Genomic DNA, 23,281 nt, shown 5'->3' on the forward strand with positions numbered 1-23,281 from the left:
GGATAACCCCGCCGGCAACCCTGGGGGCAAAACGGGGGAGATCGGCCATCCGCCAGCTCTCCCCTGTCCACCTACCCCTGAGGACGGTCCATTTACCCCAGGGCGTCCGCTTCTAACTCGTTGGATTCGTTGCGCATTCTGAGTTATCCCCGCCCTCCACAACGCCTACGACGAAGACGATGTCTTTATCTATCTATTTCATGGAAAGAAGAGGCGTTGCGCAAGGTCACGCGAGCGCTCATTTCCAGCGCACCCCCGGGCGATAACCCTGCTAAAGGGAGCGACTCCGGAGTCGGCTATGGACCTTGTGATCCCCAAGAAAGATCTGCTTCGCCTCGTCGCGCGCTGCCAAGGCGTGGCGGACAAGAAGAGCGCGATGCCCGCGCTCGCCAACGTCCTGCTCGCCGCCGAGGGCAACGCGGTCCGCGTCGCCGCGACCGACCTGTACCTCGGCGTGACCGGCCAGACCCACGCGGACATCAAGACCGGCGGCACCGTCGCCGTCCCGGCCAGGGACCTGCTGGAGCGCGTGAAGGCCATGCCCGATGGTCCGATCCAGATCACCACCACCGAGGGCGCGCACACGTCGCTCAAGGCCGTGGGATCGCCCCGGCGCTACACGCTCCCCGGGCTCCCCGGCTCGGAGTTCCCGCAGCTGCCCGCCCCGGCGGTGGACGCGCCCTCGCTGGAGCTCCCCGTCGAGCAGCTCGCGCTCCTGATCACCCGGACCCACTTCTCGATCTCCAACGACGAGACCCGCGCCCACGTGAACAGCGCCCTGTTCGAGTGGGCCGGCGATCGCGTCAGGATGGTGACCACCGACGGCCATCGCCTCTCCAAGATGGAGGCGACCGTGTCGGGAAGCTCCGCGACGGCCACCATGCTCATCCCGCTCAAGGCGATCACGGAGCTCCGCCGCCTCGCCGAGGAGGCGCGCGCCGAGAAGGAGACCCCGATGGTCGCCATCACCCAGAGCGGGCCGAACGCCTTCTTCAACATCGCCGGGATGCAGTTCTCGGTGAAGCTCGTCGACGCGCAGTTCCCGCCCTACCAGCAGGTCATCCCGTCGGTCACCGAGCGCTCGGTCCGCGCCCCCCGCGTCGCGTTCGCCGAGGCCCTCCGCGCCATCGCGCTCGCCGCCAACGACCGCACCGGCGGCGTCAAGCTGTCGATCGCGCCGGGGACGCTCCGGATCACCAGCGAGAGCCCCGACACCGGCGCCGGCTTCGACGAGGTGGCCGTCGACTACAGCGGACCCGAGGTCACCATCGGCTTCAACGCCAAGTACTTCCTCGACGTGCTCGCCTCGATCGACGACGAGGAGGTCATCCTCGGCATCTCCGGCGAGCTCGACCCCGCCGTGATCCGGCCCGGCAGCGAGTCGAACCAGCAGAGCTACGTCGCCGTCATCATGCCGATGCGGATTTGAGCGCGCCCTCCGACGAGCTCCAGGGGCCCTCCCCGAGCCTCCTCCTCGAGCGGCTCCACATCCGCGAGTTCCGGAACCTCGGCCGCGTCGACGTCGAGCCCGCGCCGCGCATCAACGTGATCGCCGGCAACAACGGGCAGGGCAAGACGAGCCTGCTCGAGGCGATCTACTTCGCCGCGACCTCGAGGAGCTTCCGCACCCACCGGCTGGCCGAGCTGGTCCGCCACGGCGCCCCCATCGCGAGCGCGCGCGCGCGCTTCGTCGAGCGCCGGGACGCGCTGCAGCCGCTCGCGCGCGAGCAGACCGCCGCCGTGGAGAACAAGCGGTGCGTCGTGCGCATCGACGGCAACCGGCCTCCGAGCCTGGCGAACTTCGCGACGCGATCGCCGGTCGTCGCCTTCCACGCGGAGGAGCTCGCGCTGTCCACCGGGCCCGCGAGCGCGCGGCGCACGCTGCTCGATCGCCTGGCGCTCTTCATGGACCCGCAGAGCGCCGACCACCGGGCCCGCTATGCGCAGGCGCTCCGCGCGCGCCACGAGCTGCTCCACCGCGGCGGGGGCGCGCAGGCCCAGGCGAGCGCCGAGCTCGACGCGTTCGAGGCGCTCTGCGCCCTCCATGGCGCGGCGCTGACCCGCGCCCGCGAGGCCGCCGTCCAGGCGCTGGCGCCGGAGCTCACGCACGCCTTCGCCCGCATCGCCGCGCCCGACCTGACCCTGGTCGCACGGTACGCGCCGGGCGGCAGCGGCGACGCCGAGCAGGCGCGCGAGGCGCTGCGCGAGCAGCGCCGCCGCGACGCGCACCGGCCGAGCGCGGGCTACGGCCCCCACCGAGACGACCTGCTGCTCGAGCTCGACGGCCACCCCGCCCGCGTTGTCGCCTCCCAGGGCCAGCACAGGGCCCTCACGCTCGCGCTCAAAGCAGCAGAGACCGCTGCCATAGCTTCCGTCCGGGGCGTAGAGCCCATCCTTTTGCTCGACGACGTGTCGAGCGAGCTCGATCCCGACCGGACCACGGCGCTGTTCATGTTCCTCGGAATGGCGCGCGGACAGGTATTCCTGACGACCACGCGGCGCGATCTCATCGTCACGCCGGGCGTACCTTCCTCGGAGCGGCGCGATTTCCACGTCGAAGGCGGCGCGGTCGGCTGACGTTCGTCGCGGGCGCGCCGCTGCCGGGCGCGCCGCTGCCGGACGTGCGCGGCGCGCGGCGCGCGCGATGGACGAACGTCCGCCGACCGCGCCGCGACCGCCGTCAACCGCGTTGATCCTGGCCCCGGAGCGCGCGAGTTGGGATGCTCCGGACGCGCCCGCGACGGGCACCGAAAATACGGTGTTACGAGCCTTCCGGACCCGGCGAAACGCTTGCCCGAGCCCCTGATTTCGGCTACATTTCCGCAGTCTTTACGGGGCATCGACGGGCGGTCCGCACATGAACGCTCGTGGCCCCGGAATCGATCCGGCGCCGCGGCCGCGGCGCCCGGGTCTCACCAGACGAGCTGCCATCGAGCCGGCCCCTCCACTGCAAGAACTCCGGCAATCCGAGCGGTCTCCGCCGCTCTGCGCCCCCGGTGAGAGGCGGCGGGCGCGCCACCAGGACCGAGATGACGGAACCCACCCTGAGCCAGCCGACCGACCTCACCAAGGCGTCGTATGACGCCCACAGCATCACGGCGCTCGAAGGCCTTGAAGCGGTGCGAAAGCGACCCGGCATGTACATCGGCGATGTGCACGACGGATCGGGGCTCCACCACCTCGTCTGGGAAGCCATCGACAATGCGGTCGACGAGCACCTCGCCGGCGCCTGCACGGAGATCAGGGTCACCGTCCACTTCGACGGCTCGGTGTCGATCGAGGACAACGGCCGCGGGATCCCGGTCGGGATGCACGCCAAGGGCGTGAGCGCGGCAGAGGTCGTCATGACCGTCCTCCACGCCGGCGGCAAGTTCGACAACTCCAGCTACAAGGTCTCTGCGGGCTTGCACGGCGTCGGCGTGAGCGCCGTGAACGCCGTCTCCGAGTGGCTGAAGCTCGAGATCAAGCGCGAAGGAAAGCTCTGGTTTCAGGAGTACGCCCGGGGCGTGCCGAAGGCGCCGCTCAAGGGGATCGGCGTGACGGACAAGACGGGGACGAAGCTCACCTTCAAGCCCGATCCGCTCGTCTTCAGCACGGTCGAGTTCAGCTTCGACATCCTCGCGAGCCGCCTGCGCGAGCTCGCGTTCCTGAACGCCGGGCTCGTCATTCACCTCCACGACCAGCGCCCCGACGGGAGAGCGGAGATCTACGAGTACAAGGGGGGCATCTCCGAGTTCGTGTCGCTCCTCAACAAGACCAAGGAGCCGATTCACGACGACGTGATCAGCTTCGTGTCGCAGCATGAGGCCGGCGCCACAGGCGACGGCGCGAACGGCCGCGGCAGCTCCGCGACTCCGCCGGTCGGCGTGGAGGTCGCGCTGCAGTGGAATGGCTCCTATACGGAAGCCATCTTCTGTTACACGAACAACGTCCACAACAAGGATGGCGGCACCCACCTCACCGGGCTCCGCGCCGCGCTCACGAAGACGATCAACAACTACGGGAGCGCGCACAACCTCTTCAAGGAGCTGAAGCAGGGCCTGCAGGGCGAGGACGCGCGTGAGGGCCTGACGTGCGTGCTCAGCATCAAGCACCCGGACCCGTCGTTCGACTCGCAGACGAAATCCAAGCTCGTGTCGAGCGAGGTCAAGGGCATCGTCGAGGCCGCCGTCAGCGACAAGCTCGGGCAGTACTTCGAAGAGAACCCCCAGAGCGCGAAGAAGATCATCGAGAAGGCGGTCGTCGCGGCGAAGGCGCGCGAGGCGGCCCGCAAGGCGCGCGAGGTGATCCGCAAGGGCTCGCTCGACGTGACCTCGCTCTCGGGCAAGCTCGCCGATTGCCAGTCCAAGGACCCGGAGAAGAGCGAGATCTACATCGTCGAGGGTGAGAGCGCCGGCGGCAGCGCCAAGATGGGGCGCGACCGGCACTTCCAGGCGATCCTCCCGCTGAAGGGGAAGATCCTGAACGTCGAGCGCGCGCGGCTCGACCGCATGCTGAGCTCCGCCGAGGTCGGCACGCTGATCACCGCCCTCGGCTGCGGGATCAACGACGCCGGCGGCTTCGAGATCGACAAGCTCCGCTACCAGAAGATCATCCTGATGACGGACGCCGACGTCGACGGTTCCCACATCCGCACGCTGCTGCTGACCTTCTTCTTCCGGCAGATGCCGGAGATCATGGAGAAGGGGTACCTGTTCATCGCGCAGCCGCCGCTCTACCGCGTGCGCAAGGGCAAGCGGGACCTGTACCTGAAGGACCAGGGCGCGCTCGACGAGTTCCTCGTGGGCAACGCCGTGGACGGGCTCGAGATCGTCGCCAGCGGCGCCCAGACGGGCATCGCAGGCCAGCCGCTCTACCGGCTGGCGCAGCGGCTGAAGCGGTTCCGCGCCGTGCTCTCCAACATCGACAAGCGCTGTGACGCGCGGATCGTGGCGGCGCTGCTGCGGTCCAGCGGGCTCGGGCGCGACGATCTGCGCGAGACCAAGAAGGTCGCCGCGGCCGCCGACGAGCTCCGCGCCTACCTGAAGCAGCGCTATCCGGACCTGTTCCCGCTCACGCTGTCGACGCCCCGGGACACGGAGCACGGGACGAGCCGGATCGAGATCGTGCCGCGCCCGGGCGCGAGCGCGCGAAAGAGCGTCATCGACTGGGATCTGGTGAACTCGCCGGAGTACCAGGAAGCCTGGTCGATCGAGCAGGACCTCCGGTCCATCGGCGCGCCCCCGTACCGGGCGCGCACCTCGAGCGGCGAGGAGACCATCGAGAACGGGGAGTCGCTCGTCGACTACATCGAGGAGCGCGGCAAGAAGGGCATCTCGATCAGCCGTTACAAGGGCCTCGGCGAGATGAACGCCGACGAGCTCTGGGAAACGACGATGAACCCGGACGCTCGGACTCTCCTCCAGGTCCGCATCGACGATGCGGTGAAGACGGACGAGCTCTTCACGATCCTGATGGGGGATCAGGTCGAGCCGCGGCGCAACTTCATCGAGCAGAACGCGCTCAACGTGAAGAACCTCGATATCTGAGCCCACGTCTCCCGCGTCGCCGGCGCGCGGCTCCTGCGCGCCGCGCGCGGCGCTTGCGCCCCGGGGCGCGGCGCCCCGGCTCCGCGCCCGGGCGTGCGGCGCGCCGAGCACCCCGCTCGAGGCGCACGGTCGGGGGTTGACACGGGGCTGCCGCTGCACCGCTCACCTGCCCCGTTCGCTCGGCATCCCTTCAGCGCCTCTTCGGCGTCCCTTCAGCGCCCTTCAACGCCCTTCGACGTTTTTGGCAAGCCGCTTGCCTGGGCGTCCCCTTGCTAGGCGGGGCACCCGCCTTAGCTTCGAGGGGCCATGAAAATCGAGCGAATGACGACGAAGGCCCAGGAGGCCATACGAGACGCTGTCGATTTCGGCAGCCGTCGGGGAAACCCCGAGCTCTATCCCGAGCACCTTGTGCGGGCGATCGTCAGCCAGGACGGCGGCGTCGGCGCGCCTCTGGTGCAGAAGGCAGGCGCCGATCCGGCAGGCGTGCTGCGCCTCCTCGACGCGAAGATCGACACCTACCCTCGCGTCAGCGGCGGCGCCGAGCCGAACCTGTCGAGGCGCGCGCTCACGGTCCTGCAGAAGGCCGAAGACGAGGCGAAGGCGCTCAAGGACGAGTACATCTCGACAGAGCACGTCCTGCTCGCCGGCATCAAGACCGACAAGGAGATCCAATCGATCTTCGAACGAGCGGGGCTCTCGTACGACAAGCTCCTCTCGTCGCTCGCGGCCGTGCGCGGCAATCAGCGCGTGACGGACCGGGACCCCGAGGGGAAGTTCCAGGCGCTCGAGAAGTACACACGGGATCTCACGAAGCTCGCTCGACAGGGCAAGATCGATCCGGTGATCGGCCGAGACGAGGAGATCCGGCGCGTCATCCAGGTGCTCTCGCGGCGCACCAAGAACAATCCGGTGCTCATCGGCGAGCCCGGCGTCGGCAAGACGGCGATCGTCGAGGGCATCGCGCAGCGCATCGTCGCGGGCGACGTGCCGGAGTCGCTCAAGGACAAGACCATCGCGGCGCTCGATCTCGCCGCCATGGTCGCAGGCTCGAAGTTCCGAGGGGAGTTCGAGGACCGGCTGAAGGCCGTGCTCAAGGAGATCGAGGGCTCGAACGGCCGCATCGTCCTGTTCATCGACGAGCTCCACACGCTGGTGGGCGCCGGCGCGGCCGAGGGCGCCATGGACGCGGCCAACATGCTGAAGCCGGCGCTCGCGCGCGGCGAGCTCCGGTGCATCGGCGCGACCACCCTCGACGAGTACCGCAAGCGGATCGAGAAGGACGCGGCGCTGGAGCGGCGGTTCCAGCAGGTGCTCGTCACGCAGCCCAGCGTCGAGGACACGATCGCCATCCTGCGAGGCCTCAAGGAGAAGTACGAGGTCCACCACGGGATCCGCATCCAGGACGCGGCGCTCGTCGGGGCCGCCGTCCTGTCGAACCGGTACATCACCGAGCGCTTCTTGCCCGACAAGGCGATCGATCTGGTCGACGAGGCGGCGTCGAAGATCCGTATGGAGATCGACAGCCTGCCCACGCCGATCGATCAGGTCGAGCGCGATCTGCTCAAGCTGCAGATGGAAGAACAGGCGCTCAAGCGCGAGAGCGACAAGGCGAGCAAGGTCCGCCTCGACGAGGTGCGGCGCGAGATCGCCGATCTCCAGGGGCAGCGCGACGCGATGCGGGCGCAGTGGATGCGCGAGAAGGAGCTCATCTCCGAGCTGCGCCGGCTCAAGCCGCAGATCGAGGAGCTCCGGCTCGAGGAGGAGCGGCTGAAGCGCGCCGGCGACCTCGGGCGCGCCGCGGAGATCCATTACGGCAAGATCCCGGAGATCGAGAAGAAGCTCGAGTCGATCCGCGCGACCCTCTCCCAGGTGCAGTCGAAGCAGAGCTACCTGAAGGAGGAGGTCACCGACGAGGACATCGCCGCGGTCGTCTCGAAATGGACCGGGATCCCCGTCTCCAAGATGCTCGAGAGCGAGATGCAGAAGCTGCTGCGCCTCGAGGAGGAGCTGCGCCGGCGCGTCGTCGGGCAGGAGGACGCGCTCCGCGCGGTGTCGAACGCCATCCGGCGCTCGAGGGCCGGGCTCGGCGACGAGCGCAGGCCGATCGGATCGTTCCTGTTCCTCGGGCCGACCGGCGTCGGCAAGACCGAGCTCGCGCGCGCGCTCGCCGAGATCCTCTTCGACGACGAGCGGGCCATGGTGCGGCTTGATATGAGCGAGTACGGGGAGCGCCACGCGGTGGCCCGGCTGATCGGCGCGCCGCCCGGGTACGTCGGCTACGAGGAGGGAGGCCAGCTCACGGAGCCGGTGCGCCGGCGGCCCTACAGCGTGGTGCTGTTCGACGAGATCGAGAAGGCCCACCCGGACATCTGGAACACGCTCCTCCAGGTGCTGGATGACGGACGCCTGACCGACGGCCAGGGGCACACGGTCGATTTCAAGAACACGATCATCATCCTGACATCGAACCTCGGGACGCCGGCGGCCGCGGCGATCGAGGAGCGAGCGAACCTGCCGGCGGACGAGAAGGCCGAGCTCGTGAGGAGGGCCGTCATCGAGGAGGTGCGGAAGCACTTCCGCCCGGAGTTCTTGAATCGCCTCGACGATCTCATCGTGTTCCGGCGGCTGGCGCGCGAGCAGATGGAGCAGATCGTCGATATCCAGCTCGATCTGCTGCGAAAGCGCCTGGATCGACGCGGGTTGCTCTTCACCATCTCGTCGGAGGCGAAGGGCTACCTCATCGAGCAGGGGTGGGATCCGCAGTACGGCGCGAGGCCGCTGAAGCGCGCCATCCAGCGGAGCATCGAGGACGAGCTCGCGAAGCGGATCCTCGCCGGCGAGTTCAAGCAGGGAGACACGGTGCGGATCGACCGCGGGGCCGGAGGGCTCACCTTCACGCGCGCAGCGCCGAACTGACGCTCGCCAGCCCGCGCCCGCGCTCGGCCTGCGTCAGCGCTCGGCCTGCGTCAGCGCTCAGGGAGATTGCCGGCGATGCGGCGGAGGAGGTCCAGGACGGCGTAGGCGGCGCCGAGCTGGACCTCCTCGCGATCCCCCGAGAACACCCGGTCGCGCACGACGAGGCCGCCGGGGTGCGACACGGCCCAGTAGCAGAGGCCCACCGGCTTGGTCGCCGTGCCGCCCGTCGGGCCGGCGATGCCCGTCACAGAGATGGCGACGTCGACCTCGCAGAGGCGGCGGACGCCCTGCGCCATCTCGGCGGCGACCTCTGCCGACACCGCGCCGTGGCCGCGCAGGGTGTCCTCCGCGACGCCGAGCAGCCGCGTCTTGGCGCTGTTCGCGTAGGTGACCGCGGCGCCAACCAGGTAGTCGCTCGCCGGATAGCTGGTGAGCAGGTGGGAGATCAGGCCGCCGGTGCACGACTCCGACACGGCGAGCCTCCAGCCACGGGCGCGCACGGAACGCCCGACCATCTCCGGGAAGGCGTCGCCCCCCTCCCCGTACACGGCGGTGCCGAGCCGCTCACGGACATCGGCCGTCGCCTTCAGGGCCAGCTCGTGCGCCATCGACTGCGTGGCGGCGCGGGCGTGGACCTTCACGTCGACCTCCGGGTAGTGCACGCGGTAGCCGAGCGTGATGCCGGGATGGGCCTCCTCCACGCCCTTCAGGAGCTCGCCCAGCGTGGACTCGGGAAGACCATAGGTGCGGAGGCGGACCTGGAAGGTGTTGTTCGGCGCAGCCGGCCGCACGCGCGGCAGCACCTGCTCGGCGAACATGCTCTTCATCTCCCGCGGCACACCCGGGAGGAAGAACACGGTGGACTCGCCCAGGTGGATGCCGAAGCCGGGCGCGCTGCCGGAGGAGTTCGGAAGGATCTCCGACCCGGCGGGGACCTCGGCCTGCTTCTCGTGGCCCGCGTTCATCGTCTTGCCCCGGCTCTCGACGCGCCGGCGAATGGCGAGCAGCGTGCTCTCGTCGCGCACGAGGTCGGTGCCCATCGCGCGCGCCGCGGCCCGCGCGGTGAGGTCGTCGGTCGTGGGGCCGAGGCCGCCGGTGGCGATCACCAGCCGGTGCGCGCTCGCGAGCTGGCGGACCGCGGCGACGATGCGATCGACGTCATCGTCGACGGTGCTGGATTCGCTGACCGTGAAGCCCGCTGCGGTGAGCTCGGCAGCGAGCCAGGCCTCGTTGGTGTTGATGATCTCGCCCCGGGTGAGCTCGGTCCCGATCGAGAGAAGCGCGACAGCCATTGGGACTCGGGACTCTAACTCCATCCGGCGCCGCCGGAGCGCGTTTCCGGATTGTTTTGCGGTCGGAAAGCGGGGTGGTTTTGTCCCCCTACCCCATTTGTCCCCCCACCCCGTTTGTCCCCCAACCCCGTCCCCTCCCCCACCCGCCCGCCGCCGAGCGGGGCGCGCTTGCGAGCGCTACGGTGGATAGACACACCGGAAGCCGAGATCCGGCGCTCGGATGGATACCGGGACAAGGCGACGATTCCAGGTGCGGAGCGCCGCCGCGGCCCCATCCGTCCATGATCCGCCGTGAGTTCCCGAAAACTCGCCCTCGAGCGGATCAGGGGCCGCCCACTCGGCAACATTGCCGGCCAGATCGAACACCCGACCGCCGGCGTGCACGGCGGCGCCGTCGGGGCGCGAGCCGGCGAGCTCGGGGCCCGTCGCGCCCCAGCCGCACGGGCCCGCTCGCAGGCCAAAGGCGGCGCGCCGGCAGACCGCGCCGGTGTCTCCCCACGGGTACCGCCGGCCCGCGTCGCCCGCCGCGGCGAAGGCGAGCTGATCACGCGAGGGGAGCGCCCCGCCCGCGAAGGCGCAATACCGAGCCGACTCGGCCAGGGTGACGCCCGTGACGGGGACCCCGGGCTCGCCGCGCAGCGGGAGCGGGGTGCACGCGCCGGCCTCGACGCAAGCGGCGTAGCGCTGCTCGGTGATCTCGAACGCGTCGAGCGAGAACGCCGGGACGAACACCGCGCGCGGGTCGACGAGGCCCTGCGCCTCCCAGTCGCTTGGCCCGAGGCGCAGCGTCCCGGAGGCGATGCGGACGGCCCCGCCCGGCGCGACGCAGCCAGCGGCGGTCACCGTGAGGCCGGCGCTGCATCGCCCCGGCGCGCCTGCGCAGCGGCCGGCGTCATCGAGGCGCTGGCCTTCGCCGCAACACCGCGGGCCGAGCGCGACCATCCCCGGCGCGCAGCGCGCCGGCGGCTCCGCGCGACGGAGCGCGAGCGCGACGATGGCGCCGATCAGGAGGGCCGCGCCCGCGGCGAGACCGGCCTTCCACCCCGGCATCCGCCCGACGTCCGGTGCTGCCCCCACCCCTCAGGAGCGCGGCGATCCGGCGTCGGCCTTGAGCGCGCCGGCCGCCTCGCGCGCGCCAGCGGCCTTCCCGCGCGCCGGCCTGGCCTCGATCATGGCCACGATGCGCGCGAGCGCGTCGAGGAGCGCCGCACGGACGCGATCGTACGTCTTCGGGCCGACGTCGCCCCGCTTCCGCGCGCGCTCGAGCTCGACGAACTCGTCGAGGAGCGCGTTCCGCGCCTCGAGCAGCTCCCGCCGCTCCTCGTCGTCGGGCCCGCGGTCCTGGTCGCGCCGCCGGACCAGGTTCAGCGCGGCCCCGCCGATCACGGTCGCGCCGGCCAGCACCAGCGCGATCCACCGGCCCACGCCCGGCGTCGGCAGACCACCGAGCGTGATCTCGATGACCTTCATCCCGCCCTCCGTGCGGACGCCCTGCATCTCGGTGATCAGGATCTTCTTCCCGTCCCGGTTCTGGGTGCGCTGGGCCGCGGGGAAGCCGGCGACGTTCAGCGTCATCGACTTTGACGCCTCGGCCATCACCCGCATCTGGGCCATGCGCGGCGGCAGCTCGATGCGGATCGTCTGGCGCTCTTCGTCATGGAGCGGGACCTGCCAGCGGAACTGCCCTTCGTGCCGGCCAGGGCTCACGGTGCCGCGCAGCGCCACGCCGGTGCCCTTGACCTCGTCGAAGCGCATCTCCTCGCCCATGCCTTCGGTCTTGTTGAAGGCCTTGTAGTCGCGCGGGAGCGCGAACGTCTCGTTGGGCAGCCAGGCGACGCGGCCGAGGTTGAAGACCTGGAACAGCTGCTCCACCGAGATCGAGTCTTGCCGGAGCTGGAGGTAGACGATGCCCTGCGTTCCGACCATGAGGCCGCTCACGTTCGGCGTGGCATCGTAGATGTGGAGCACAGCCCGCTTTCCGGCCTCGGCGCTGAGCCCGAAATGCGGGATCGAGAACGTTCCGCCGTCGCGCGTGACCGAGATGCCGTAGCTCGTGCCGCCGGCGATCGCGAGGTTCTCGAGCCGGACGGTGCCCGCGTCGTCCGTCTCTCGGCTGATGCGCTCGCGCGAGTCGCCCTTCGCCACCGAGCTCTGCAAGATGTCGACGTCGACGGAGATGCGAGGGACGGGGTTCCCATCCGCGTCCTGCACGGTGAGCACGAGGACGCCGGGCGGGAGCCCTGTGTCTTCCTGGACGGTGTCCTCGGGCGCATCGAACAGGCCCGTCAGCTGCTCCGAGGCGCGCCGGGAGGCCGCATCTGCCGCGGGAGGCTTCCCCACCGGCGGATGGCCCGAAGGCAGCCCCTGCCCCACCTCGGGATGCCCCGGCGGTAGCTCGCTCGCAGCGTCGGGCGCGCCTGCGTCCGCCGCCGTCGAGGTCGCAGCAGGACCGCCGGCGCCGGCAGGCGCGGCGCCGCCCGGCGTCGCCGCCGGCTTCTCACCCGGCTTCGCCGCTGCGGATTGCGCCGGCGCGGCCTTGTCCGCCGTGGGCTGCGCCGACGCCGCCGGCTGCGCCTGCACCGCCTGCGCGGCGGTGATGCTCAGCGAGGCGATCGCGGCGAGCGCGGTACACCCGGTCCAGCGCATCACGAGGCCCTCCTGCGGTCGTTCTCATCCTCATCGACGCTGGCCGCGGCGTCGTCCGTCGCAGCCGGGTCGTCCTGAGGCGCGCCGAGCGCGCGCTTCGTCCCGCACTTCTTGCAAAACACCGCGTCTTCGTCGTTCAGCGTGCCGCACTCCCCGCACGCCACGCCCTGCGTCGCCGCGGGCTCCACCGTCGCCGCGGCCTCGTCCGGCTCCTTGGGCGCGCCGTCGTCCTGGAGCCCGGCGCGCTGGAGGTGCCTCGCCACGAGCGCCGCGACCTGCTCGCGCCGCGGCTGCGCGTCGGCGTCCAGCAGGCGAAGGAGCCGCTTCGCCTCGGCGCGGTACTTCGCGACGAGCTCGGCGTAGTCCTCATCGCTGATCTTCCCGACGCTCCGCTCGAACTCGAGGTCCTTGAGCGCGCGCAGGACAGCCTGCTTCTGCTCCTCCTCCGCGCGCGGCGCGCCGATCGCGTACGCGTCGGCGCCGCTCAGCGGCGTCTCCCCGATCAGCACGCGGAGGCTCGCCCAGAAGATGGCGATGACGGCGACGAGCGCGCCGCCCGCGAGCACGAGGATCGCCGCAGGCGGCCCGGCGACGAGCCCCGCGATGCCGGCGCCGACGAGCGCCGCGAGCGGCGCCCCGAAGCGGGCGTAGTGCACGATCTGCCGCTCCAGCGGCGAGTCAGTACCCCGGGTCACGGTCTCGTCGGCCGTGGCCGAGGTGGCGCTTTTGGCGGGCTGTTCGGCGCTCATTCGCGGTCTTCGCGGTCCAGGCTCTTGAGCTCCTCGTCGAGCTTGTCGTCGTAATCGTCACGGGCGCCGGGGACAACGCCCTTCGCGGATCGCTGCTGGCCGGCGGCGCCCGCCTCGTCGCTGCGCCGCTTCCATCGGCGCAGCGTCGCGACGACGATGCCCGCGCCGACCACGATGGCGCCGAGCGGGAGGAGGTAGAGCAGCCGCTGGCTCCCCTTGTTCGGCGGCACGGCCAGCGCCTCCGCCCCGTAGCGCTCGGCGTAGGCGGCCTGGATGGCCTCGATCGACAGCCCCGACGCGAGCGCCGCGCGGAGCTGGTCGCGGCGCTCGTGCGCGGTGCCGCACGTGCACGTCCCGAGGGTCTCGCGCGGGCAGCCGCACGTGCAGATCAGGCTCCAGAAGAGCTTGCGCTCGATGTCGTTCGCGATGCCGACGACGCCCGAGCGCTGCATCCCCTCGCCGAGCTGCTGGCTGTGGGCGAACTCCGGCGAGCGCAGCAGGACGACGAGGGCGAGGGCGCCCGCGACGAGGAGGGTGATGCCTTGGATGAGTCTTCGCGTGCGGCTCATTCGAACGCCGGCTGCCTCGGTTCGGCAGCGGTCGGGAGCATGGCACCGATCGCGGGCGCCCGCCCGGGATCAACCGACGCGCCCGAGCCCGGGGCGCGGACGTCGCCGTCCGCCGCGCCCGGCGCGAGCAAGACGGGCCGCCCGAGCCCCTCCTGGACGGGGTGCCCGTAGGCCTGCGATGGGCCGCCGGCGAGCAGGAAGGCGAACACGACGGACGCGGTGACGGACCCCGCCGCCCGCACATAACCGAACGCGCCGGCCTCCTCGAGCGCGATGTCAGGCCACATCGCGACGAGCGCCCCCAGGATGAGGATGCCCGCGCCGAACCACATGAACGAGATCAGGTTGTTCACGTGGATCTGGAACGAAGCGACCTTCGTCTGGGGGTTCGCCATCCCGATGATCACGTAGAGGTCGTTCTTGACGGTGATGTGCCGCGCGACCTCGGTCGACGGCGCCTCCGGGGACGCCTTGTAGATGAACTTCGCGGGGCTGATCCGGCCGATCGGCGCGCCGTGGCGCTCGACGTCGAGGTCGGCGAAGACCATCCGCTTCTCGCTGTCGACCTCCATGCGCGGGCCGGCGTAGGTGAGGCGGTACTCCTCGATCTGCACGGACTCGCCCGGGTGGAGGCTGATCTCCTTGTCGACGCCCCACGCGCGGCCGGCGAACCCGAGGAACATCACCGCGATGCCGACGTGCACGATGTAGCCGCCGTAGCGGCGCCGTGACCTGGCGATCAGGTTGTAGAAGGAGGTGAAGAGCGGCTCTTTCCCGCGCTTCTGCCGCGCCGCGATGCCGCGGGCGAACTCCTGCGCGACCACGGCGATGTTGAACGCGGCGATGGCCACCGTGAAGAACGGGTAGGTCGACGCGAGCTTCGCGAGCGCGTCGCCGAGCTGGCCGGGGTAGATCGGGTCCACGGCGACGAACGGGGCGAAGCCCACCCTCTTCCCGAGCGTCAGGTGGAGCGCCGCCGTGACGACCGTGGCCAGCACCGGCCAGCGGAAGCTCTTCCGGAAGAGCTCCGGCGACGTCTTCCGCCACCCGAGCAGCGGCGCGACGCCCATGAGCAGGAAGACCACGAGCGCGATCGGGGGCAGCCACATGTTGTAGAACGTCGGCCCGAGCGTCGACTTCTGGTCGAGCAGCCACTCGCTGATGCGCGGCCACACCGTCGCGACCGCGATGAAGATCATGATGCTGAAGAAGCCCCAGTTGTTGAAGAGGAACGCGGCCTCGCGCGACAGCATCGACTCGAACTGCCCGTCGCTGCGCAGCCGCGGCAGGCGGTAGACGATCAGCGCGGTGCACATGGCCAGGATCACGGCCATGAAGCCGACGAACCAGATGCCGATGCCGGACTGGGCGAACGAGTGGACGCTCGCGATGAGGCCGGACCGCGTGAGCCAGGTGCCGAAGATGGTGAGGAAGAACGTCCCGCAGATGAGCGAGATGTTCCACACCTTCAGCATGCCGCGGCGCTCCTGGATCATCGTCGAGTGGACGTAGGCGCTCGCGGTGAGCCACGGGAGGAACGCGGCGTTCTCGACCGGATCCCAGGCCCACGGGCCGCCCCAGCCGAGCTCCTCGTAAGCCCACAGCATCCCGAGCACGTTGCCGATGGAGAGGAACAGCCAGGAGAAGAGCATCCACTTGCGCGTCGCCACGATCCACTCGCTGTCGAGCCGGCCCGTGGCGAGCGCGGCGATCGCGAACGCGAACGGGACCGCCGCGCTCGTGAAGCCGATGTAGAGGCTCGGCGGGTGGATGATCATGTAGAAGTTGCGCAGCTGGTAGTTCAGCCCGTTGCCGTCGAGCGGGGCGCCCGCCACGCTCGTCCGGAACGGGTTCACCGCGAAGATCATCAGCGCCGCGAAGAAGATCAGGACGCTCATCAGCGTCGCGATGACGTAGGGCTGGAGCTCCAGATACCGGCGCTGCAGCCAGACGACGCAGCCCCCCGAGAAGAGCGCGGTCAGGAACATCCACCAGAGCAGCGAGCCGTCCTGCCCGCCCCAGAGCGCGGCGATGAGGTACGGCGTGCTCATGGACCGGTCGCTGTACTGCGCGACGTAGGCGATCCGGAAATCGTGGCTGACGAAGGCGTACGCCAGCACGAGCACCGCGAGGCCGACCAGCGCGATCGTGCCGTACGCGCCGAGCCGCGCGGCCTGGAGCAGCCGCGGCCGCCCGCGCGCCGACGCGAGCCCGACGGCGAAGGTATACGCCGCGGTCACCAGAATGGCGTAAAGGACGCCGGTCCCGAACTCAGGTAGGGATTGCCACATCGTCGTGGGCGCAAGCTTAGGCTTGCCGGGCGCGCAGGGCCAGCGCACCGCAGCGCGCGACCGATCGCGCGTCTCCACCTGCGCCGTGCGTCATGTCGAGCGCCCCGGAAAAGCTTCGCTTCAGGCCCGGCGTCGAGCGCGGCGCACTATAATAGTGCATGGCGATCGCTGCCTCCGGTAACCGCCCGACCGAGCTGATCTACGACTGGAACGAGGTGGGGCGCGTCGGGCGGGTCATCCCGGAGAACATCGGCTTCTTCGACGAGACCCTGCGCGACGGCCTGCAGAACCCTTCGGTCGCCGATCCGAACATCGAGAGCAAGCTCAAGCTGCTCCACCTGATGGCCAAGATCGGCATCCAGATCGCCGACGTCGGCCTGCCCGGCAGCTCGCAGCGGGCGTTCGAGGACGTGCTCCGGATGTGCAGGGAGGTGGCCGACAACAACCTGCCGCTCCGCGTCGCCTGCGCGGGCCGCACGGTCGTCTCGGACATCACGCCCATGATCGAGATCTCCCAGCGCGCAGGGATCCCCGTGGAGATCTACGCCTTCATCGGATCGAGCCCGATCCGCCAGCTCGCGGAGGCGTGGGACGTCGACCTCATCGCGCAGCGGAGCGCCGCGGCGATCGACGCGGGCGTGAAGGCCGGGCTCCCCGTCGCCTACGTCACGGAGGACACGACGCGCTCGCGCCCCGAGGTGCTGGCGACGCTCTTCAAGGTCGCCATCGATCACGGCGCGTCCCGGCTGTGCCTGTGCGATACCGTCGGGCACGCGACGCCGGACGGGGTTCGCAACCTCATCAACTTCACGCGGGCCATCGTCGCGGGGGCCGGGGCGTCGGTCGGCATCGACTGGCATGGCCACAACGATCGCGGCCTCGCGCTCGAGAACGCGATCTGGGCGCTCCAGTTCGGCGCGGACCGGGTGCACGGCACCGCCCTCGGGATCGGCGAGCGGGTCGGCAACGCCGCGATGGAGCTCATCCTGCTCAACATGAAGCTCCTCGGCCTCCTCGAGCACCAGGACCTCACCCACCTCCTCGAGTACTGCACGACGGCCGCGCAGGCGGTCGGCTGGGAGGTGCCCATCAATTATCCCCTGGTCGGACGGGACGCCTTCCGCACGGCGACCGGCGTGCACGCGGCGGCCATCATCAAGGCCGAGTCGAAGGGCGACTCCTGGATGGCCGACCGGATCTACTCCGGCGTCCCCGCCGGCATGTTCGGGCGAAAGCAGGAGATCTGCGTGGGCTACATGTCCGGGGCCTCCAACGTGAACTACTGGCTCCGGCAGCGGAAGATCGAGCCCTCGAAGGAGCTCGTCGACGCCATCCTGGCGAAGGCCAAGGCGACGGATCACATCCTGTCCGAGGAGGAGATCCAGGCCGTGATCGAGCTGCACCGCGGCCGCCAGGCCTGATCTCGGGACGCCGGCGCGGCGCCGCGCGATCAGGCGCTGGCGGCGGGAACGGCGGCGGGACGTTCGGCGTTTTCACGGATCCGGAGTAGAAATCCAGGCCGTGGCCGAGCAGGACAAGCAACCCGCAGCGGAACAGGACAAGCAACCCGCAGCGGAAGGTGACCGGGCCGACCGCCGGTCGCGGCTCGATACCGTCCTGGCGGCGATCGCCGCGCTGGTCTGCTTCCTCGCCGCGACCACGCTGCGCGATCTGGGGCCGCGGTTCCTGCCGCGGGCGCCGATCCCGGCGCCGCCGGTGCCCGCGTGGGTGGAAGGGCGCGCGGCAGAGCTCACCGCCACCGTGCGCGACGAGCAGGGGCGCCCGCTGAAGGACGCCACCGTGCGCGTCTTCGCCATGCGCGAGGACCGCGCCTACTTCGCGGGCGAGCTGAAGACCGATCCGTCGGGCGAGGCTCGCTTCGCCGGGCTGCCGTCCGGGGAGGCCTGGATCATGGCGTACGGCGCGGAGCGGGCCCGCGCCTCGACCCGCGTCGCGCTCGAGCCAGGCCCCCGCGCCGTCGACCTCGTGCTGCGGCCCGCGAAGGTGCTGGACGTGCTGGTCGTCGACGAGGCCGAGCGCCCGATCGACGGCGCCGAGGTGACGGTCGCGACCGCCGATCCCCTCCCCTTCGCGGCGACCACCGCCGAAGGCGGCCGCGCGCGGTTCGATCGGCTCGGGGCGACGCCCTACGTCGTCCGCGCGTCGGCGCTCGGCTTCGAGGACACCGTGCGGACGGGCATCGTGCCCGGGCCGGCGCCGCTCCGGCTCCGCATGGATCGGCTCGGCGCCCTCACGGTCCGCGTGGTGGACGCGGAGGGGCAGCCGGCCGACGGCGCGACCGTGCTCGCCGCCGGCACCGGCCTCTGGCCAGCGCGCAGCACGACCACCGACGCGACGGGCGCCGCGCGGATCGCCGGGCTCCGCGACGGGGTGTACGACCTCAAGGCCCGGCGCGGCGCCGCCGTGAGCGCGACCGCGCTGGCCGTGCCCGTGAGGCGCGGCGAGGGCAAGGAGGTGAAGCTCGTCCTCGGGCCCGGCCGCCACGTGAGGCTCCTCGTGACCGACGGCGACGGCGAGGACGCGCCGGCCGTGAAGGGCGCGAACGTCGTGCTCGTCGAGCAGGGCCTGTCGGCGTTCCCGCTGCACGGCCGCACGGGCGACGACGGGTCCGTGACGCTCGGGCCCATCGCGCCGGGGTACGCGAGCGCCTCGGCCCTGGCGGCCGGCTTCGTGCCGAGGAACGCCGTGCAGGTCGACGCGGGCGCGACCGAGGTGCGCATCCCCCTGCTCCGCGGCGGCGCGCTCGTGGGTGAGGTCGTCGACGACCGCGGCTACCCGGTCCCGGGCGCGACGATCGAGGTCGTGGGCGCCGACGCCGAGGGGATGCCCATCGACGAGACCACCGCGATGTCCGAGTTCAGGGACGAGCACTTCGAGCGCGCCCTGCCCGGCCCGGCGCCGCTGATCCCCGCGGGCGAGCTCGGGGTCATGCCGGGCCCCATCCCGGACCTGCCGCATGGCGACGCTGTCCTGCCGGCCGCCTCGGTGCGGTCGGGCGAGCCGTGGGTCACGCGCGCCGATGGCACGTTCCGGGCCGAGCCCGTCACCCCCGGGCGCGTCCACGCCATCGTCCGGCACCCGGAGTACGTCGAGACGCCCAGCGAGATCGTGACCCTGCAGCCGGGCGGCGAGGCCCACGTGCGCGTGGTGATGCGCCAGGGCGGCCTGCTCGAGGGCCGCGTCCTCGAGGAGGACCGCAAGCCGGTCGCCGGCGCGCGCGTGGAGCTGGCCGCGACCGCCGGCTCGCTCGAGCGGGTGACGTACTCCGCGGACGACGGCACGTTCGCCTTCGCCGCGGTCCCCGACGAGGTGCTCGTCTCGGTCTCCCGGGCCGAGTCGCCAGGCGACGTCGTGGCGCGGCTCGTCGTCGAGGTGCCGGAGCGCGATCGCAAGGAGATCGAGGTCGTCCTCCCGAAGGTGCGCGAGGCGGTGGCCATCCACGTCGCCGACGATCGCGGCTACCCGCTCGATCGGGTGGAGGTGCGCGTGCTCTCGCTCGACGTGGCCGTTCCGCTCCGCAAGACGCTGTTCACGGACGACGACGGCGACGCGCTGCTGCCCGACGCCGCCGGCTTGCCGCTCCGGATCAGCCTCGTGCGCTCCGGCAAGTCCCCGCGCGTCGAGCAGGTCGACGCCGCGCCGAAGGAGCTGCGGCTCGAGATGGGCGCCGCCCTCAAGGCGACCGGCACCGTGACCGGGCGCGGCGGGCGGGAGCGGATCGAGGGCGCGCGGATCACGCTGTTCTCGACGACCGGGCCGCGCCGCGCCACGAGCGACGCGGAGGGCGCCTTCACGCTCGCCGACCTCGCGCCGGGCCAGTTCCGCGTGACGGTGAGCCGCGACGGGTACGCGCCGGCGACGCTGCGGGTGACGATCGCCGGCGATCCCGATCGCCCGACGGACCTCGGGCGCATCGACCTGTCCGAGGCGGGAGAGGTCGCCGGCCAGGTCGTCGATCAGCGCGGGGACGCGGTCGCGGGGGCCCGCGTCGCGCGCGACCGCGTGCCGACGTACCTGCCGCTCGGCCCGCTGCCGCCGGGCGTCGTGACCACCGACCGCGACGGGCGGTTCCAGCTCGGCGGGCTGCCCGAGGGCACGGCGGTCATCGAGGCGTACAGCGCGGATCTCGGGCGCGCCGAGTCGCAGCCGGTGCAGGTCCGGGCTGGAAGGACGACCGAGCGCGTGAGGATCGCGCTGCCAGGAGACGGCGCGCGGCAAGATCCGAAGGGCGCAGGGAGCCTGGCGGTGACGCTCGGCGAGGAGCGAAAGACCGTGACCGTGGTGTCGGTGCCCCCGGCGAGCGAGGCCGAGGAGGCCGGCATCGAGCCCGGCGATCGGCTCCTGTCCGTGAACGGCGTCGAGGTGCGCTCCATCGAGGAAGCGCGGCGGCGCCTCACCGGGCCGCTCTCGGAGGATGTCGTGGTGCTGCTCGCGCGGGACGGCGATCGCGGCGAGGCGCGGTGGCTCACGCGGGTGCGGAGGGAGCGGGTGCGGCGATAGACGGCCGGGCGCTCGCTCGGGGCGCCGGCGGAGGCGCCCGGAGCGAGCGCCCGGCAGCGGTGCTCGGCAGCGGCGCCGGATGGGCGCGGCGCCGGCCGAGCTCAGTTCTTCGCCTTCGTCAGCACGATGGCGCGGCCGTCGCCGATCTCCCAGCGCAGCGTCTGATCCGTGGCGAAGCGGAACGCCGCCTCATCGAGCCCGCCCTCGGGGCGGAGGAAAGCGACGGTCATCTGATCGCCGTCCGCCTTCGTCACCTTGAAGGTGCCGCTGCGCGGCGTCTCCGCGGGCACGGTCACCGTCACCTTGCTGCCGTTGAACTCGAGCGCTGTTCCCTTCACCCATCCGGTCGCCTTGGTGAGCTGATCCACAGGGGCGTTCTCGATGGCATCGCCATGCCAGCGCCCCTGCAGACGATCGCGAGGGGTCTTCGAGCAGCCCACCACGGCGGTCAGCGCCATCGCCAGGGCCAGAGCGGTCTTGATGCGGTTCTGCATGGGCCTTCCTTCGGAGCCTCGACGGGTCCCGATTTGGAAAATCCTACGAAGAACGGAATGACTAGGCCAACAATGTAGGATATTTCTGCACACTTACGCAGATCCGCAGGGCCCGGCGAAGGGGTGGGGGCGCCGCCGCTTCTGGGGAGGGTGAGTTCGCGCTAGGGTTCCGGCCCGAGGAGCCGCGCGGACGGTGCGCGTTTCCACGGCGCGACGACCTTGAGCACGCTGTTTCACGAGAAGCGCCTCGTCCCTCTCGAGCGGACGCGGCTCCTGAGATCCATCGTCGAGCGCGCGGCCGATCGGTCGGAGGGGCCCCCCGTGATCGTCTTCGATCTGGACGGCACCCTCATGGATAACCGGCCGCGGGTGGTCGCGATCCTCCATGAGCTGGCGGAGGAGTGGCGCCGCAAGCACCCGCACGCCGCCGCCCTCCTCGAGCGCGCGTCGCCCGACGGCATCGTGTACGGGTTCCAGGACAACCTGCGGCAGCTCGGCGTCGACGACGAGGCGCTCCACCTGCACGCGTTCGATTTCTGGAGGGCCCGCTTCTTCAACGATCCGCACATCCGGCACGACGTCGAGGTGCCGGGCGCGAGCCAGTACGCGCGCGACTGCCACGCGGCGGGGGCGACCCTCGTGTACCTCACCGGCCGCGACCTGCCGAAGATGGCGCTCGGCTCGTTCGCGAGCCTGCGCGACCTCGGCTTCCCCATCGGGGTCATCGGCACGGAGCTCGTCGTGAAGCCGAGGTTCGAGATGCCCGACACCGAGTTCAAGCGGAGCGTCGCGCCGCAGCTCTCGCGGCTCGGGCGGGTCATCGCGGTGTTCGACAACGAGGCGGCCAACTGCAACCTGCTCCTGGGCTGCCATCCCCGCTGCACCGCGGTCTTCCTGGACACGCAGTGCGCGCCCGACCCGCCGCCGCTCGACGCGCGCGTGCGCGTCATCCACACGTTCGAGCTGGAGCCGTGATCGCCGCGCGCGCCGCCGCGGCCTTCCTGCTGCTCGCCGCCGCCGGGTGCGAGCCGTCGCGCCACCCGCCCGTCGATCCCGTGGAGGCCGGCGCGAGCCCGAACGCGAGGATCCTCCCCGCGCCGCTCGCGAACGAGACGCCGGACCTGATCGACGCCTCCGCCGCCGAGGCGACCGCGAAGATCATCGCCGACGACTACGGCCGGCTCATCATGTCCGAGGCGAGCCCGCAGTCGCCGCTGCCGCTCTCGCCCGCCACCCCCCTGCCGGACGACGCGCTCTCGCCCCGCGAGCTCCCCGGCGTCATGCTCGAGGCGGCGTTCCGCTTCCGTGACGTGCCGCAGCCCCCCAAGGCGCCCGAGGTGGCGGCCTCCGGGATCCACGCGGCGCAGAAGCTCACCGAGCTGACGTGGAAGGTCGAGCTCGCGGAGACGGGCCGGATGCGGGTCCAGTTCACGTCACGGGCGCTCCCGTTGCCCGCGGGCTCCGAGCTCCGCGCGCGCCACGACGTGTACGGCGAGGTGCTGCTCTGGCCGTCCCTGACCCAGTACCGGGTCGTGCCGCCGGGGGCGCTCCGCACGCTCCTCGGCGAGCGGCGCGTCGACGTGACGCCGCTGTCGACGGGCTCGGCGCGTCCTGTCGGCGACGGCAAGCGGCTCGAGATCGACGTCCGCAAGGTCGAGGTGCACGGGGGCCTCGGCACGCTGTACGTCGAGCTCGGCAGGGTCACCGAGGCCGGCGACGGGGGGCCGCTGCTCTGCCGGGCGCTGCTGGAGATCCTCGGCGTGGATCCGAAGTCGCCCGAGTGCGTGGCCGGCGAGGTGCCGCTCTACGCGAGTTATGCCTGGCAAGGCGGCGGCGGCGTCGCGTTCGAGGTCACGTCGATCGCCCGGCGAACGGACCTGATCTCGACCGACATGCTCATGCCGCCCCCGAGCGCCGCGTACGCCGCCGCCGGGCTCCCGTCGGCGCAGGGCGGCGTCTTCCTGACGCGCGACGAGCTCGCGGCCATCCGATCAGAGCCGCTCCAGCTGCCTGCGAGCGTCGACCCGGGCGCGCCTGGCGAGGGGTTCGTCGCGGTCAACCAGACGGACGCGCTGCTCTACCTGCTCGTCGACGGGATCCCCGCGGTCGCCGTGCCGCAGGCGAGCGAGCGCTACGTGATCGGGCCCCTGCGCGGGCGCTACGTCGTCCAGTGGCGCACGTTCCTCGGCGAGCGCATCGAGCCGCCGCAGACGGTCGAGATGCCGGCGCGCATCGTGCGCAGCGGGGCCGAGGCGGCGGACGGCGGCTGAAGCGA

Annotated in this window: 15 protein-coding genes; 8 read left to right on the top strand and 7 right to left on the bottom strand. The window is 71.3% G+C overall.

Annotated elements, in window-relative coordinates:
* Positions 1 to 298 precede the first annotated feature (298 nt).
* From dnaN to clpB, 4 genes are all read left to right on the top strand, one after another.
* Positions 299 to 1,429: a DNA polymerase III subunit beta gene (gene dnaN / locus WMF12_RS42500; RefSeq protein ID WP_437854419.1), complete on the top strand. Its 1,131-nt coding sequence runs from the start codon at positions 299 to 301 to the stop codon at positions 1,427 to 1,429.
* Positions 1,426 to 2,577: a DNA replication/repair protein RecF gene (recF, locus tag WMF12_RS42505; RefSeq protein ID WP_437854420.1), complete on the top strand. Its 1,152-nt coding sequence runs from the start codon at positions 1,426 to 1,428 to the stop codon at positions 2,575 to 2,577. The genes dnaN and recF overlap by 4 nt, the downstream gene beginning before the upstream one ends.
* 452 nt (positions 2,578 to 3,029) lie before the next feature.
* Positions 3,030 to 5,528 (top strand): DNA topoisomerase (ATP-hydrolyzing) subunit B, encoded by a 2,499-nt coding sequence (gene gyrB, locus WMF12_RS42510; RefSeq protein WP_437854421.1) that lies wholly within the window; start codon positions 3,030 to 3,032, stop codon positions 5,526 to 5,528.
* Positions 5,529 to 5,834: 306 nt separating this feature from the next.
* A complete protein-coding gene (gene clpB / locus WMF12_RS42515; RefSeq protein WP_437854422.1) occupies positions 5,835 to 8,444 on the top strand; it encodes an ATP-dependent chaperone ClpB in 2,610 nt (869 codons plus the stop codon).
* 50 nt (positions 8,445 to 8,494) lie between these two features.
* On the opposite strand, the gene WMF12_RS42520 is transcribed toward clpB, so the two are convergent.
* The 6 genes from WMF12_RS42520 to WMF12_RS42545 form a co-directional block, all read right to left on the bottom strand.
* On the bottom strand, positions 8,495 to 9,736 hold the full coding sequence (locus WMF12_RS42520) for a CinA family nicotinamide mononucleotide deamidase-related protein (protein WP_437742433.1): 1,242 nt from the start codon (positions 9,734 to 9,736) through the stop codon (positions 8,495 to 8,497).
* Positions 9,737 to 9,913: 177 nt separating this feature from the next.
* Entirely contained in the window at positions 9,914 to 10,786 is an 873-nt protein-coding gene (locus WMF12_RS42525; protein WP_437854423.1) for a formylglycine-generating enzyme family protein, read from the bottom strand.
* 30 nt (positions 10,787 to 10,816) lie between these two features.
* On the bottom strand, positions 10,817 to 12,385 hold the full coding sequence (locus tag WMF12_RS42530) for a carboxypeptidase-like regulatory domain-containing protein (protein ID WP_437854424.1): 1,569 nt from the start codon (positions 12,383 to 12,385) through the stop codon (positions 10,817 to 10,819).
* Complete coding sequence (locus WMF12_RS42535) at positions 12,382 to 13,131, bottom strand: hypothetical protein (RefSeq protein WP_437854425.1); 750 nt, start codon at positions 13,129 to 13,131, stop codon at positions 12,382 to 12,384. The genes WMF12_RS42530 and WMF12_RS42535 overlap by 4 nt, the downstream gene beginning before the upstream one ends.
* On the bottom strand, positions 13,128 to 13,700 hold the full coding sequence (locus tag WMF12_RS42540) for a cytochrome c-type biogenesis protein (protein WP_437742437.1): 573 nt from the start codon (positions 13,698 to 13,700) through the stop codon (positions 13,128 to 13,130). Before WMF12_RS42540 ends, WMF12_RS42535 begins: the two co-directional genes overlap by 4 nt.
* Positions 13,697 to 15,991: a heme lyase CcmF/NrfE family subunit gene (locus WMF12_RS42545; protein WP_437854426.1), complete on the bottom strand. Its 2,295-nt coding sequence runs from the start codon at positions 15,989 to 15,991 to the stop codon at positions 13,697 to 13,699. Before WMF12_RS42545 ends, WMF12_RS42540 begins: the two co-directional genes overlap by 4 nt.
* A gap of 158 nt (positions 15,992 to 16,149) precedes the next feature.
* Between WMF12_RS42545 and WMF12_RS42550 the strand changes: the two genes are divergently transcribed.
* Both WMF12_RS42550 and WMF12_RS42555 read left to right on the top strand, forming a co-directional pair.
* Complete coding sequence (locus WMF12_RS42550) at positions 16,150 to 17,412, top strand: LeuA family protein (RefSeq protein WP_437854428.1); 1,263 nt, start codon at positions 16,150 to 16,152, stop codon at positions 17,410 to 17,412.
* A 100-nt stretch (positions 17,413 to 17,512) separates the two neighbouring features.
* Positions 17,513 to 20,512 carry a carboxypeptidase regulatory-like domain-containing protein gene (locus WMF12_RS42555; RefSeq protein ID WP_437854429.1) on the top strand — a complete coding sequence of 1,000 codons (3,000 nt, stop codon included), beginning with the start codon at positions 17,513 to 17,515 and terminating at the stop codon, positions 20,510 to 20,512.
* A gap of 101 nt (positions 20,513 to 20,613) precedes the next feature.
* Here the strand turns inward: WMF12_RS42555 and WMF12_RS42560 are convergent, their stop codons facing one another.
* Positions 20,614 to 21,006, bottom strand: a complete 393-nt coding sequence (locus tag WMF12_RS42560; RefSeq protein WP_437854430.1) for a hypothetical protein — start codon at positions 21,004 to 21,006, stop codon at positions 20,614 to 20,616.
* Between the two features lie 219 nt (positions 21,007 to 21,225).
* On the opposite strand from WMF12_RS42560, the gene WMF12_RS42565 reads away from it, so the two are divergent.
* Both WMF12_RS42565 and WMF12_RS42570 read left to right on the top strand, forming a co-directional pair.
* On the top strand, positions 21,226 to 21,981 hold the full coding sequence (locus WMF12_RS42565; RefSeq protein ID WP_437854431.1) for an HAD family hydrolase: 756 nt from the start codon (positions 21,226 to 21,228) through the stop codon (positions 21,979 to 21,981).
* Positions 21,978 to 23,276, top strand: coding sequence for a hypothetical protein (locus WMF12_RS42570; protein WP_437854432.1), 1,299 nt, complete (start codon positions 21,978 to 21,980; stop codon positions 23,274 to 23,276). The genes WMF12_RS42565 and WMF12_RS42570 overlap by 4 nt, the downstream gene beginning before the upstream one ends.
* Positions 23,277 to 23,281 lie beyond the last annotated feature (5 nt).

It is taken from the genome of Sorangium sp. So ce363, from assembly GCF_051520435.1.
GTDB lineage: Bacteria > Myxococcota_A > Polyangia > Polyangiales > Polyangiaceae > Sorangium > Sorangium cellulosum_B.